This window comes from Thermostichus vulcanus str. 'Rupite', from assembly GCF_022848905.1.
Lineage (GTDB): Bacteria > Cyanobacteriota > Cyanobacteriia > Thermostichales > Thermostichaceae > Thermostichus > Thermostichus vulcanus_A.
Genome location: NZ_JAFIRA010000004.1, coordinates 99,575 through 113,010, shown reverse-complemented (window position 1 = coordinate 113,010; position 13,436 = coordinate 99,575). Strand labels below are relative to the sequence as shown.

General features: G+C 56.7%; 17 protein-coding genes. 14 read left to right on the top strand and 3 right to left on the bottom strand.

From position 1 onward, the window contains the following. Positions 1-14: 14 nt before the first annotated feature. The 3 genes from nifS to nifB all read right to left on the bottom strand — a co-directional run bounded on the left by nifS (position 15) and on the right by nifB (position 3,195). Complete coding sequence (gene nifS / locus JX360_RS03190) at positions 15-1,214, bottom strand: cysteine desulfurase NifS (RefSeq protein ID WP_244349129.1); 1,200 nt, start codon at positions 1,212-1,214, stop codon at positions 15-17. Between the two features lie 101 nt (positions 1,215-1,315). Continuing rightward, on the bottom strand, positions 1,316-1,612 hold the full coding sequence (gene fdxB / locus JX360_RS03185; RefSeq protein WP_244349128.1) for a ferredoxin III, nif-specific: 297 nt from the start codon (positions 1,610-1,612) through the stop codon (positions 1,316-1,318). Between the two features lie 86 nt (positions 1,613-1,698). Beyond that, a complete protein-coding gene (gene nifB, locus JX360_RS03180; protein WP_244349127.1) occupies positions 1,699-3,195 on the bottom strand; it encodes a nitrogenase cofactor biosynthesis protein NifB in 1,497 nt (498 codons plus the stop codon). Positions 3,196-3,940: 745 nt separating this feature from the next. Here nifB and JX360_RS03175 point away from each other — a divergent pair. The 14 genes from JX360_RS03175 (at position 3,941) to JX360_RS03110 (ending at position 13,424) form a co-directional block, all read left to right on the top strand. Beyond that, positions 3,941-4,213, top strand: a complete 273-nt coding sequence (locus JX360_RS03175; protein ID WP_244349126.1) for an Asr1405/Asl0597 family protein — start codon at positions 3,941-3,943, stop codon at positions 4,211-4,213. Between the two features lie 89 nt (positions 4,214-4,302). Continuing rightward, positions 4,303-4,857 carry a DNA starvation/stress protection protein DpsA gene (dpsA, locus tag JX360_RS03170; protein ID WP_244349125.1) on the top strand — a complete coding sequence of 185 codons (555 nt, stop codon included), beginning with the start codon at positions 4,303-4,305 and terminating at the stop codon, positions 4,855-4,857. 56 nt (positions 4,858-4,913) lie between these two features. Further along, positions 4,914-5,141: a DUF2949 domain-containing protein gene (locus JX360_RS03165; protein WP_244349124.1), complete on the top strand. Its 228-nt coding sequence runs from the start codon at positions 4,914-4,916 to the stop codon at positions 5,139-5,141. Then, positions 5,138-5,497, top strand: a complete 360-nt coding sequence (locus tag JX360_RS03160; protein ID WP_244349123.1) for a Mo-dependent nitrogenase C-terminal domain-containing protein — start codon at positions 5,138-5,140, stop codon at positions 5,495-5,497. The genes JX360_RS03165 and JX360_RS03160 overlap by 4 nt, the downstream gene beginning before the upstream one ends. Next, on the top strand, positions 5,488-6,945 hold the full coding sequence (gene nifE / locus JX360_RS03155) for a nitrogenase iron-molybdenum cofactor biosynthesis protein NifE (RefSeq protein ID WP_244349122.1): 1,458 nt from the start codon (positions 5,488-5,490) through the stop codon (positions 6,943-6,945). The genes JX360_RS03160 and nifE overlap by 10 nt, the downstream gene beginning before the upstream one ends. Beyond that, positions 6,945-8,261 (top strand): nitrogenase iron-molybdenum cofactor biosynthesis protein NifN, encoded by a 1,317-nt coding sequence (gene nifN, locus JX360_RS03150; RefSeq protein WP_244349121.1) that lies wholly within the window; start codon positions 6,945-6,947, stop codon positions 8,259-8,261. Before nifE ends, nifN begins: the two co-directional genes overlap by 1 nt. An 85-nt stretch (positions 8,262-8,346) precedes the next feature. Continuing rightward, complete coding sequence (gene nifX / locus JX360_RS03145) at positions 8,347-8,751, top strand: nitrogen fixation protein NifX (RefSeq protein ID WP_244349120.1); 405 nt, start codon at positions 8,347-8,349, stop codon at positions 8,749-8,751. After that, positions 8,748-9,209, top strand: a complete 462-nt coding sequence (locus tag JX360_RS03140) for a NifX-associated nitrogen fixation protein (RefSeq protein ID WP_244349119.1) — start codon at positions 8,748-8,750, stop codon at positions 9,207-9,209. The genes nifX and JX360_RS03140 overlap by 4 nt, the downstream gene beginning before the upstream one ends. A 90-nt stretch (positions 9,210-9,299) precedes the next feature. Next, a complete protein-coding gene (locus JX360_RS03135; RefSeq protein ID WP_244349118.1) occupies positions 9,300-9,563 on the top strand; it encodes a CCE_0567 family metalloprotein in 264 nt (87 codons plus the stop codon). Continuing rightward, complete coding sequence (gene nifW / locus JX360_RS03130; protein WP_244349117.1) at positions 9,560-9,931, top strand: nitrogenase-stabilizing/protective protein NifW; 372 nt, start codon at positions 9,560-9,562, stop codon at positions 9,929-9,931. The genes JX360_RS03135 and nifW overlap by 4 nt, the downstream gene beginning before the upstream one ends. 46 nt (positions 9,932-9,977) lie before the next feature. Then, on the top strand, positions 9,978-10,277 hold the full coding sequence (locus JX360_RS03125) for a 2Fe-2S iron-sulfur cluster-binding protein (protein ID WP_244349116.1): 300 nt from the start codon (positions 9,978-9,980) through the stop codon (positions 10,275-10,277). 56 nt (positions 10,278-10,333) lie between these two features. Then, on the top strand, positions 10,334-10,687 hold the full coding sequence (locus JX360_RS03120; RefSeq protein WP_244349115.1) for a FeoA family protein: 354 nt from the start codon (positions 10,334-10,336) through the stop codon (positions 10,685-10,687). 183 nt (positions 10,688-10,870) lie between these two features. Further along, entirely contained in the window at positions 10,871-11,128 is a 258-nt protein-coding gene (locus tag JX360_RS03115; protein WP_244349114.1) for a hypothetical protein, read from the top strand. A 640-nt stretch (positions 11,129-11,768) separates the two neighbouring features. Next, the gene (locus tag JX360_RS03110; protein ID WP_425244342.1) at positions 11,769-13,424 is read left to right on the top strand and encodes a helix-turn-helix domain-containing protein; all 1,656 of its coding nucleotides are present in this window, start codon (positions 11,769-11,771) and stop codon (positions 13,422-13,424) included. Positions 13,425-13,436: the final 12 nt, after the last annotated feature.

Below are 13,436 nucleotides of genomic sequence, written 5' to 3'. Positions count from 1 at the left end.
AAAAGCAGCAGCAGTCATCGCAGAACCAGCTCCCGTTCCTGCTGTTGCAACCAGTCCTCTTCCTCATGGCTGAAGGGGGAAATGGCCCGCAGATGGCTAATGATGCCTGGCAACACCTCCAGCACCCGCTCCACTTCCGCCGCTTGGGTAAAGCGGGACAGGCTGAAGCGAATCGAGCCGTGCAGGACGGTGTAAGGCAGGTGCATGGCCCGCAGCACATGGGAGGGTTCCAACGACCCAGAGGTGCAAGCGGATCCCGATGAGGCACAGATGCCGTATTTGTTCAACCAGAACAGGATGGCCTCCCCTTCCACAAACTTGAACCCGAGGTTGGTGGTGTTGGGCAGGCGGTGGAGAAGGTGGCCGTTGACTTGGGTATCCGGGATCCGTTGCAGCAAGCCTATTTCCAGAGCATCCCGCAACTGCTGCTCGTGGGGATCCCCCAGGTAGGTCTGGGCCAGTTCGGCAGCCTTGCCCAAGGCGACGATCCCCGGCACATTTTCCGTTCCGGCCCGGCGGCCCTTCTCCTGATGCCCACCGATTAGCAGTGGACGAAAGCGAAAGCCCCGCCGCACGTAGAGAGCGCCAATGCCTTTGGGGGCATGCAACTTGTGGCCGGAGAGGGTGAGCAGATCGACGGGCAACTGGTGCAAGTCGAGGGGGATCTTGCCCACCGCTTGCACCGCATCCACATGGACGATGGCCCCGTAGTCATGGGCCAGGGATCCCACCTGCTCAATCGGGAAGAGCACCCCCGTCTCGTTGTTGGCGGCCATCAAGGTCACCAGGGCGGTATCGCCGGTAAGGGCGGCCTCCAGCTCCAGCAAGTCCAGGCAGCCCTGCTCATCCACCGAGAGATAGGTGACGTGGTAGCCTTGCTTTTCCAGATGCTTGCATGGGTTGAGCACCGAGGCGTGTTCCACCTGGGTGGTAATGATATGGCGTTTCTCCGGTTGGGCAGCCAGGGCAGCGCGAATGGCGGTATTGTTGCCTTCACTGCCGCAGCTGGTGAAGAGAATCTCGCTGGGCTCGCATCCCAAGAGGGCAGCCACCTGCTCTCGCGCCTGGCTGAGGGCTTTGCCCACCTGTCCCCCGAAGCTGTGCATGGAGGAGGGGTTGCCGTAAAACTCTTTCAGGTAGGGCAGCATCGCCTCGAGTACAAGGGGATCCACAGCGGTGGTGGCGTTATTGTCCAGATAGATCACAGAGGGCATAACGGCTCCAGGTACGGGAACAAGGTTGGACAAGCAGGGGAAATGAAATAAACAGAACAAGCTGAAGGAGCAAGCTGAACCAGTGCTTCAAAACAAGGGCTTCAAATCGCCTGAGGTGCGTAGGTGTGGCACTTTTTCGGGCAGATGCGTGAGCAAGCCTGGCAGCCAATACAGAGGGCGGCGTTAACGATGGTCATCACCTTGCGCTCGCTCTCTTCGTCTTCTTCGTCTTCAACAAATTCGCCCGCTTCGTTCAGGGCCTTGAGGGCAAAGACCCCACGGCCACAAACTTTCAGGCAGCGGCTACAGCCCAGACAGTGGGTGATATCCAGGCTTTCGATAAACTGAGGGATCCAAGGGGATCCGCCTTTGGTGAGAGCAGTCATCAGGGTGGCCATAACGGGGTCTCCAAAAGGATGGGGGTCTGTGGAAAATCTGGGCAGGTAACTTGAGGACTGAGGTGGAAATCAAGGCAAAAGAAGAACTAGGACTGAAGGGGGTTGTGCTCAGTCGCCTTGGCGGGACGGAGTTCTATCGCCTGGTTCACCAGCCAGGTTTGGTAAAACTTGAGGGCGACGGTTTCGATAACGTCGTAGTCTTCCACCACTTCCAGGCCCGCCTCGCGGATCCGTTTCATGGGGCAGTCACCGATCTTGGAGACCAGCACCGACTTACAGTCGCGGATCACCTCTAGGATTTGATCCAGGTTGTTGTCCTCGCCGGATCCACCGTGGCAGTACTGTGGGATCTTGCGGTGGCCGACGAACTGGGCACCGTGGGCGTTGACCTCGTAGATGAGGAACTCTTGGGCATGGCCGAAGTGGCGATTCACCAGCCCTCCCCCTTTGCTGGCCACCGCCACCAGAATGGCGGGGCTATCCGAGGGCACCGCCGTCGTCAGACTGTCTTTGGTCGCCTGCTGTTGAGCTTGCAACTGGGCAATGCCCACCTGCACCCGGCGACGTTGTTCGGGGTCGTACTCTGGGGTCATCTGCAAAAAGCGGTCTTTGGTGAACTCCTGGCTGCGGTCTTCCCCCAGTAGACCCACCGCATCTGCCCGGCACTGACGGCAGTGACGCATCATCTTCATGTTGCCGGAGCACTGATCTTGCAGGGCTTTCAGCTCTTTGGGGGTAGGGCCCCGTTGCCCATTCAGACCAAAGTAGGTGCCGTGTTCGGGGGCGGAGATCAGGGGCATGATGTTGTGCAAAAAGGCCCCTTTGGCCTGGATAACTCGATTCACCTCCGGCAGGTGGGTGTCATTGATGCCAGGGATCATGACGGAGTTGACCTTGCAGAGGATATCTGCCTCCCGCAACAGATCCAGGCTCTGCATCTGGCGCTCGTGCAGGATACGAGAGGCTTCTACCCCCGTGATGCGTTTGCGCTGCCAGCGGATCCAGGGGTAGATTTTCGCCCCGATTTCCGGATCCACCATGTTGATGGTCAGGGTGACATGGTCGATGTTGAGCGCTTTGATGGTGTCAATGTGCTCCGGCAGCATCAGGCCATTGGTGGAGAGGCACAACTTGATATCGGGGGCTTGCTCGGCAATGCGGGCGAAGGTCTCGAAGGTGTGTTTGGGGTTGGCCAAGGGATCCCCTGGCCCGGCGATGCCCACCACTGTCAACTGGGGGATCTTACCGGCAATCACCAGCACCTTGTGGGCAGCTTCGGCAGGGGTGAGCAGCTCACTCACCACACCGGGGCGACTTTCGTTGGCACAGTCAAACTTGCGATTGCAGTAGTTGCACTGGATGTTGCAAGCGGGGGCTACCGCTACGTGCAGGCGGGCGTAGTGATGGTGGGCGGATTCGCTGTAGCAGGGGTGGGTGGCGATGCGCTGCTGCACATTGGCCGGTAGGGTTTGTCCACTGGTGCTGGTACAGCCACAGGCGGTTACCCTGGCGCGGGGATCCGCAGATAAACCAGGGGATCCCGAGGAGGGGGGCGGCGTGGATCGCAGGGGGGTCAGAGTCATCGGCCTAGAAGCAGTTGGGTTACTGGTCGTTATACCAACCGCTTTTTTGAGGCCCAATTGCACTCAGTCCGATAAGACTGATTAGGTTAATTAGTCCTGCACTCAAGCTTTGAATGCCTGACCAGAAGCCCGATTCAATTTTTTTGTGGGTTAGGGGGTCTGGTTTTTTGAGGTCAGGGATCCCGTATTTTGGCCTGGGGGTACGGGGAAAACGGTTTCGAGTTGGATCCCGGAACCGTCCTATATACATGGACTTGCAGCGATGCTTAAGTAAACCTAAAGACCTCTAATCGTGCACTCAATCCCCGCAGATTCGACCTGCGTTTTGCATCAACGGCTACATTTAATAAGATATCAGCCAAAAAGTGTATTGAAAATAGCAATTTATGGGAAAAAGCCCATTGTTTGCCGGTGATGTTGGCAGGCAGGCCGAAAGTCGTTGAGTACATGGCGAACGCTCAGGGCCAGAGCTGCAAGTTTCCTGTCTGGGACTACCTCAGAGAGATTTGATGTACTCAGAAAAATACAGATCCCCCTTAGAAGAATACCGGATCCCTGAGGGCAAAAGACTCAACCCCCTGCCCCGAAAAAAACTTTTTTTCTGCCCAGGACAAGGATCCTGGGCTGTGAGTACAACCCCAATAATCCAATCAATCCTGATCGCCTGTCGCTAAATCTTGGCAACAGGTGCCGCTTGTTATAAGCAGGGGAACAGAAAAACCAACGTCCCCTCTTCGGTGAGCTTATGTCCCCCACCCTTTCTCCCCAACCGGAAACCGCCGAAGTGCTGCAGGTACCCCGCTGCGATCGCTGGCGGATCCTCTACCGTCTGCAGGAACTGGACTTGACCTGCGGTTGCACCCCCACCGACCAGGTGTGGGTGATGGTGCGTACCCCTACAGAGGCCCTGCTGGTGAACAGCGTCCTTTGGCCCTTCACCCACAACCGAGTTGGGCTGCTGAGCTGGTTGGATCGCTGCTGGTCAGCCTCCCTGCCCTCCGACTCAACTGGCCCCTGACACAGGCGCAACCCCGGATCCTGTCTTTTTCCCGTCTCCGGTGCCCGCCTTTCTTCACCCCTTTTCATCCACCCTACCCAGGCACGCTCATGGCAACGTCACCCACTCTGGTTCGCCCCTTCACCCAGGTTCAAGACAACCCTGTCGGCCTTGGGCGCGAGATCACCGTCCCTATCTGTGAGGGCCTCAACTTAGTTTGGGCCAGTTTTCAGGGGCTGTATCTGCAATACCTGAAGCACCATCTGGTGGTGGAAGGGGCTGAGTTCTACGAAATTCATCAGTTTTTCAACGAAAGCCTGCAAGAAGTTCAAGGCCATGCCCACGACGTGGGGGAACGGCTGAACGGACTGGGCGGGATCCCGGCCTCCAGCTTCAGCACCCTAGCCGAGCTGTGCTGCTTCACCCCAGAGGGGGACGATGCAGTGGCGATACGGCCCATGTTGGAGGCGGATTTGCAGGCGGAACAAAGCCTGATCGATCTGCTGCGTCGGCAAGCTGCTTTGGCTGAGAGCGTCGGGGATCGGGCTACCCGCTACCTCTATGAGCAGATCCTGCTCAAGACTGAGGAGCGCGCCTTTCATGTGTCCCATTTTTTGGCCTCTGACAGCCTCACGTTGGGTCTGTCGGAGAGTCTGTCGGGCTAAGGTTCCGAGTTTCGCTTTTGCTTCTGCCTTTGGTTCCCTGTTTTGGAGACTGCCCCATGATGCCCCCAGATCTTACCCCCTTGCTTCAGTTTTTGCGCTCTGAGTTGGGCATTCCTGAGGCGGCCATTCAGTTCATTCTGCGGCGACTGGTGCGGGAGCAGGGGCCATTGCCGGTCATTCTCTGGCGCTATGGCCTCGTCCCCATCGAGCGAATGCCCCAACTGTTTGAGTGGTGTGCTGGATTGGAAACTCGCATTCCCTCTACCTGGAGGCTAGACCCATGACTTCTCACTCCCCTTATCACCTCAGTAACCCTTCCCAGGGGCATCTCAATCCTTTCACCTGGCTGGTGCACAGGTTACGCCACTGGCTGGATGGCATTGCCATCACCAACCCTCGGCAAGCTGCGTGGATCTGTCGGTTGATCCCGGCCAGTTGCCCCTTTGAGCGGGACATCCGTCTGGGATCCCGCACCGTTCACATTCCGGCCCTATGCCGCATCAACCCTCTCTATGAGCAGTTGATTGCTTTACGGTTACGGGCCTCGAGCTATCTTGTTCAATCTTCCCGTTCAGGTTTTTCTAGTTCTTTCCAGCAACCCGATTCTCATCCTGTACAGGAGAGTCCATCATGCCCATGATCAGCCGCAGCAAGGTGGCAGAGCTGCTCAACGAAACTGCCTGTGAGCACAACCACAAAAAAGACGGCAAAGGCAAAAACAAGGTTTGCACCGAACAGGCCAAGCCGGGTGGAGCTCAGGGAGGGTGTGCCTTTGATGGTGCCTCGATTGCTCTGGTACCGATCACCGATGCTGCCCATCTGGTACACGGGCCGATTGCCTGCAGCGGCAACTCCTGGGGCAACCGGGGCAGCCTCTCATCGGGATCCCGTCTTTATCAGATGGGCTTTACCACCGACCTGAGCGAAAACGAGATCATCTTTGGGGGCGAGGGCAAACTGACGCAAGCCCTGCTGCAACTGCACGCCCGCTACGCCCCTGCCGCTATTTTCGTTTATCTCACCTGTGTCACTGCCCTGATCGGGGACGATGTGGAGGCGGTGTGTCAGGAGGTGAGCCGCCAGATCCAAATCCCGATCATCCCCGTCAATGCCCCCGGCTTTGTGGGCAGTAAAAACCTGGGCAACCGCCTTGCCGGAGAAGCCCTGTTGGACTATGTAATCGGTACCGCCTCGCCGGAGTACACCACCCGTTATGACATCAACCTGATCGGGGAGTACAACATCGCCGGTGAGCTGTGGAATGTGCTGCCTCTACTGGAGGAGCTCGGGATCCGGGTGCTGGCCAAAATCACGGGGGATGCCCGCTACCACGAGGTTCGTACCGCCCATCGGGCCAAGCTCAACGTGCTCATCTGCGCCAAGGCCCTGCTGAATGTGGTCCGCAAGATGCAGGAACGCTACGGGATCCCCTACCTGGAGAGCTCCTTCTACGGCCTGGCGGATATGAACCAGTGCCTGCGGGACATTGCCCGAGCGTTAGGGGATCCCGACTTGCAGGCACGCACCGAAACTCTGATTCAGCGGGAAACCGCAGCCATCCAAGCGGCCCTAGCCCCCTATCGGCAGCGGCTACAGGGTAAGCGCGTGGTGCTCTACACCGGCGGGGTCAAAAGCTGGTCGATCATCTCGGCAGCCCAAGATTTGGGCCTAGAGGTCACCGCCACCAGTACCCGTAAGAGCACCGAAGAGGACAAAGCCCGCATCCGCCAGCTACTCGGCCAGGAGGGCATCCTCATGGACAAAGGTGGCCCCCAAGAGCTGCTCAAGGTGGTGGAACGCACCCAGGCGGATTTGCTCATCGCCGGTGGCCGCAACCAGTACACCGCCCTCAAGGCCCGCATCCCCTTTCTGGATATCAACCAGGAGCGCCACCACGCCTACGCAGGCTACCGAGGGTTGCTCACCCTCGCTCAAGAGATCGACCAAGCCCTCAGTAGCCCGATCTGGGAACAGGTACGGCGGCCTGCTCCCTGGGATCTGGAAGGCGAACGTGAGGACTCTGGGCCGCTGATGCGATTGGATCCCGCCACTAATCCTGCTACTGATGCTGCACCGGAGGTGATGTGATGGCTCTGATCATGCACGACCGCAAACCCCTCACCATCAACCCCTTGAAGCTGAGTGCTCCCTTGGGTGCGGCCCTAGCTTTTCTGGGGGTCAAGGGTTGCCTGCCCCTGTTTCACGGATCCCAGGGCTGTACTGCCTTTGCCAAGGTAGTGCTGGTGCGCCACTTTCGGGAGGCCATCCCCATGTCCACTACTGCCATGTCTGAGGTGGACACGATTTTGGGGGGGGAATCCAACGTCGAAACCGCTATCCTCACCCTGGTGGAGAAAGCCCAGCCGGAGCTGATCGGCCTGCTCACCACCGGCCTGACCGAAACCCGTGGGGATGATATGCCTGGCATCCTGCGGGATCTGCGCCAGCGGCAGCCGCAACTGGATGGATTGCCCATTGTGCTGGCTGCTACCCCCGACTTCAAGGGATCCCTGCAGGAGGGCTATGCCACTGCTGTCAAGAGCCTGGTCAGCACGTTGCCGGAACCCCTCTTGGGATCCCCTGATCCTGCCCAGGTAACGGTGTTGTGTGGCTCCGCCCTCAGCCCTGCCGATGGCCAAGAGGTTAAGGAAATGGTGCAAGCCTTTGGCCTGGATCCAGTTCTGGTGCCGGATCTCTCGGGATCCCTGGATGGGCACCTGGGGGAAGGGTTTGCCACCACCCCCAGCGGCGGCACCACCCTGAGCCAATTGCAACAATTGGGCCGCTCGGCGGTAACGCTGGCCATCGGCGAGAGCATGCGCCCGGCTGCCCAGATTCTGTCAGAACGATTCGGCACCCCCTTTCACCTGTTTCCCAGTCTGACGGGTCTCAAACGGGTGGACGCCTTTTTGGCCAAGCTGGCGGATCTGAGCAAACGGCCCGTACCCGCCCGCTATCGACAGCAGCGACGGCAGGTGCAGGATGCTCTGCTGGACAGCCACTTTTTCTTTGGGGGCAAACGGATCGCCCTGGCCCTAGAGGCAGATCTGCTCTGGGGCTGTGTGGATTGGCTCCTGGATATGGGCTGCATTATTCAAGCTGCTGTCAGCCCCTCGGCTGCCCCTGGCCTGGAGGATCTGCCCATTGAAGAGGTTTGCATCGGCGATCTGGGGGATCTGGAAGACCTCTCGGGCGGGGCCAATCTGCTGGTGGGCAACTCCCATGTGGCTCGCCTGGGCAAACGACTCGGGCTCCCGGTGCATCGGCTGGGGATCCCGATCTTTGACCGCCTCGGGGCCAACCACATCTGTCAGGTGGGCTATCGCGGCACCCTTTCCCAACTTTTTGCCATCGGCAACCTGTTGATGGAGCAGGAAGAAGAGCATCACCCCACTCCATCGTGAAGTTCTTGGGCAGGGATCCCTTGGGAGCCAGCCCCTCTACCCCCCTCTCGACCTGAGAAACCCTCAAATCGCAAGGAGAACACCCATGCAAGTTGCTTTCGCCACCCGTGACGGGGAACACGTCAACGCCCACTTCGGTTGGGCCAGCCAAATCGACCTCTACGAGGTCACCCCACAGGGTTATCACTTCCGCAAGACCCTCACCTTTGGGGGCAACTTGGAGGCCGATGGCAGCGAGGATAAGCTGGTGCCCAAGCTGCAGGCACTGACCAATGTCACCCTCATCTACGTGTCCGCCATCGGCAGCAGTGCAGCAGCCCGCCTGATCAACCGCCGCATCACCCCGATCAAGGTGCAGTCAGAGGAGGAATCCATCGACAATCTGCTGCAACGGCTGGTAGCCACTTTGCACAGCCCTCCCCCTTGGTTGCGCAAAGTGTTGCAGACCGAAAACACACCCACCCCTACACCCCAGGAGGCACACCGATGACTGCCACCCCCCTGTCCCTCTCCCCCAGCACCAGCCCCATCCTGCAGGAGATCGTTCGCCAAATTCGGGCGGCGGATCCCTATGGCACCTACCGTACCTGGGCTGATGAGCTGTTGCTCAAACCCTTTGTGGTCAGCAAAGCCCAGAAGCGACAGATTGCGGTGGAGGGAGAGGTGGATCCGATCGTGCGGGGCCGCATCCTCACTTACTACCGGGCGATTGCCGCCCTGATTGAAAAAGAGACGGGCCTGTTGGCTCAAGTGGTACTGGATCTCAACGGCGAAGGCTTTGGTTGGGTGCTGATCTTTTCGGGACGGCTGCTGCTGCTGGTCAACACCCTGCGGGATGCCCATCGGTTCGGCTTTGACTCGCTGGAAACCCTCACTGAAAAAGCCACAGCTTTGATCGAAAAAGGGATCCAACTGGCCCAAACCTACCCGGAGGTGGGCCGACTGTAGCGGCTCATGGGCTGCATTCTAGCCCCGCATTCCCTATTGAGTGTTCTCAGTTTATTCAAAGTACTCGTTTTTTTGGAGAAGTCCCCACCCATGACTCGTGCGACCAATCCCCTTGTGGATCCCTCTAGTCCCTCTTTTGAAGAGCTGAAACACCTTTCCGCCAGCGAGATCCAGGCCCAGATTAAACGCCTAAATAGCAAAGCAGGCCAACTCAAAATGGATCTGCACGATTTGGCGGAGGGTCTGCCTACTGATTTTGAATTGCTGCCGGATTTGGCAGCCCGCACCTACGATTTGTTCGCTCTGCTGCACACCCTCAAGCAACACTTAAAAACCCTGGAGATCTCCCCATGAGTCTGAGCCCCAACCGACGCTGGCAAGACTTGCAAGCTCTGGTCAATGCCGAAGATTATTTTGCCTTTTTCGACCTCCCTTATGATCCGCAGGTGGTTAATGTGAATCGCCTACACATTTTGCGGAAATTTGCCCAGTATTTACGCCCTTTGGCAGACTTTCAGGGGAGCGAACAAGACCAACTGGACCAAGCTCGCCAAGGACTGGCCAAGGCTTATCAAACCTTTCTCACCTCTACTCCTCAGCAAGAAAAACTATTCCGCGTCTTTCAGGACTATGGCTCCTCCTGCCGGGATCCAGTCACGGGCTGTGGGGGCTGTGGATCCCTGGCAGAGTCAGGCGAATGCCGTTCCGGGATCCCGGCCTAAGCCCTTATTTGCCCCTATCCCTCGTTAACCCACTGGAGACTTTCCCATGGCCACCTACACCGTTCATCTGATCAACAAAAAACGACAACTGGATGCTTATATCTCGGTGGATGAGGATACGACCATCCTGTCCGCTGCCGAAGACCAGGATATTGATTTGCCCTCCTCCTGCCAGTCGGGAAGCTGCTCCTCCTGCGTGGGAAAACTGGTTGAGGGGGAAGTCGATCAATCGGAACAAAACTTTTTGGATGACGAACAAATAGCCAAAGGATTTGTGCTGCTCTGTGTGGCGCAGCCTCGCTCAGATTGCACCATTCGCACCCATCAGGAAGCCTACCTGGTTTGATGGGGCATTGACCCAAAGAATCTTCCTTCTTGTTCCACCGCATCAGGGATCCCGGTATGTTGTCTCAATCCACGATTTCCATTACGCTTTCTCCTCTCCACCTCATGCAACCAGGGGAAGAAGGGCGCATCCATCAACTGCGAGGATCCGACGATGTCTGTGCCCAGCTGCAACAGCTAGGGCTGACTCCGGGTACTCGCATCCGAGTTGAGCAGAACCATCCCCACTGGATCCTGGCCTCACACAGTCGCTCAATCTCTATTGCCGATCACTTGGCCAGCCAAATCTCCGTGTGGATGGATCCCTGTTGTCTATTGCCTTTTCCGAAGAAGCAGGAAAAGACGTTTTGGATCCAAAAAATTGCATTAAATCTGTCAAAGTGTATCCTGTTTATCAAACCGTCTGCTTGAAATCTAAAATAATAAAAATACGCGAAGAGTCTATCCTCAAAGCGGCCTCAATTTCTAGATATCCAATTTTGGATGTCTACTCTTGCATCCATCTTGCCAAACCTTAAATCCCGGCAAATTTGCTTAGTAAAGTTAACCCTTCGTTAATTCTTCAGTCAATCATTTTTCAGAGGGCAAAGAACCATGAACGTCTATTTCCTGAACTTAGGCTCTATCCTCAAAGTTGCTGAGGACCTGAGCTTAGTAGAAAGACCTTTCCCCAAGCTGCAACACATTCAGCGCTGCACAGGGCTGAGTACAGAAGAAATGGTACGGGCCTTAGAACTGGAGCCCAACCCTTTGGGGTGGCATTTGGAGCGCAGCGTAAATCCCAACGATGAATCTGCCTATTGGGTGGATGGTCAACCTGTTGTTGGTCTGGTCATCGAGCGTTTCGCGTGATCCATGTTCTGGAGGGGAATGGTCCAAATGGCTGGGATCCCTGGATGCCAATCCTCCGGTGCTCCGTATCCGCAAGTGCCCACAGCAAACTTCGTCACCGTTGAAGCGAACGCGGATTTACCACGGTAAAGCTTGGTTCAAAGCTTGGTTCTCCGCCCACACGGTAGGAGGAAGTTGCTGCGAGGGCTGTATAGCAAGCTCTATTGAACGATGAGAATTGTTTTTGGCCGATCGTTCTCCCCAGTTACGGCCAGTCACGACTGCTGGATAGATAGCTGGGCACTTCACTAATTCAACCAACTTAATTTTTTAACTTAATTTAACGACTCAGACAGGATTGCTGTAGGAGGAGATTGACAGTTGGGCTAGCATCCTGAGCCCTATAAAAAAGTTCAAAGCAAACATTAAAATAGTTAAGACAAACCAAAACTTCTAAGAAGGTTCACCCTAGACCAAATCCCTCTAGGCTAATCGGGAAAGGGTGGGGTATCGTTCATTCAAGTTCACGTCCCAATACAAAAAGCAATCCCTGAATCTGTTCCTTCGAGCCGTTGTAACCGCTCTGAGGGTACAGGGCTTGTCTTTGAACCTACGGATTTTGCTTACAAGTACAAGAAATAGCTATGGGGTCTTTGGCATTATGGCTTACCAAATTTCGGGTGAGTGTATAGGTTGCAATATCTGCATATCCAGTTGCCCTAACCAAGCCATTACCAACCAGGATGGAGAGTACTGGATCAATCCTCTACTGTGCAATAACTGTGAAGGATTTTTCCCGGAACCTCGGTGTCTGAGCTTATGCCCGGATTCGGCCCCCCAGCCTTATGAGGCAATGAAAGGGCGCAACCGCGCTATTGTTGGACGCATTCGCAGCAGCCCACCCCTATTTTTGAACGGCCAGAATCAGGCTTTCGCCTCATCGATTGTAGTATGGGAAACCTGTAATTTCCTGTCTCAATTGCAATCTTTACCCCTAGAGCAACAGGCAAACAACCAGGTTTGCTATCACAAATCCGTCAGCCACGACCAGGGATCCCTAACCCTATGTGGAGCGGGGATCCCGGAGGGTGCCACAGCAGATGTGCGGGCTGCTTGTCTACATCTGATCTTTGCTGCCTATGCTACAGGACTGGAGGTGCCCTGGAAGGAGTCGTTTGTCTGCACCGACCAGCAACTGGAGTCGTATTTGGGCTGGGATAAACGCAAAGATTTGAGCAAAATCGCCCGTCTTAATCTATTGATGACCTGGGTAGAGCAGGTGTGCCAAATCAAGGCCACCATCGATTGGCCCAGCCAGGGCAGAGTGAAGGGGTTTTCAGTGCCCTCGGGATCCCTGTGGACGCTCCTGAAGATGCAACGCCACTTTCAAAAAGATGAGCAAGGCTGTAACCATCTGGTGGGCCTAACCTGGGTGATCCAGCCCGGCGAATGGACACGGTACTTTTTGAATCGGCAGGGGTGCCGTCGGCGGGAAGCCTTTTATCAGTACGGCAGTTTGCCCCTATCCCTGTTGCAAGCGGTGATGAGCTATTGGCAACACCACGAGGGAGCTGTGCGCCTGCTGCTGTGGCTGCTGTTTAAGGTGCGGATGGGGCGGCAACAACGTCTGACGGTGCCCACCTTAATGCGGGTGGCCTATGGGGAAGAACGACTGCAAGAGGCACATCTCAACCTGCAGGAGCGCAAGCGGCTGGTACGCACCTTTGAGAGTGATCTGGAAATTCTCAACCACTATGGTCTCAAGCCAGAGTTTGACCCGCTCACCTATCCGCCCAACCTTCAACCCCTGTGGGCTCGATTGGAAGCGGTGCCTGAGGATGCCGATGAGGCGCTGGACTTTTGGATCGAGGATGCCAACAATGGCGGATCCTTGACCGCTAGCGGGCCGCGAGGCAAGTGGGGGCTTTTGATGCAGGCCCGCATCCAGCGGTTTCATTTGCCCCCTGACTGGCGGGCTCAACCTGTTCAAGACCCAAAAGCCTCCGCCAGCGGATCGGGATCCCGGCGACGCCGTAAGGCCAAGTCTGCCTCAGCACCAACAGCATCTGAACGCTCGAGAACCCCTGCTGAAATTTCTGAAAAACAAGCGCTGGGTTCTGAGAAGCTTCTGAGTGGGGGCGATATCTCGGCGGCCCGGCGACAACGGGGCATCAGCCAGCGGGAGCTAGCCCAACGGCTGGGACGCAGCCAAAGCTGGGTTCGGGATGTGGAGAATGAGCGCTTCCAGATTGGCTCGAATGATCACAAACGCCTGCTCAAGGCCCTGCACTCGGATCCCGGTCAGCAGCAAGCCTGAGCCGGTTTCTCG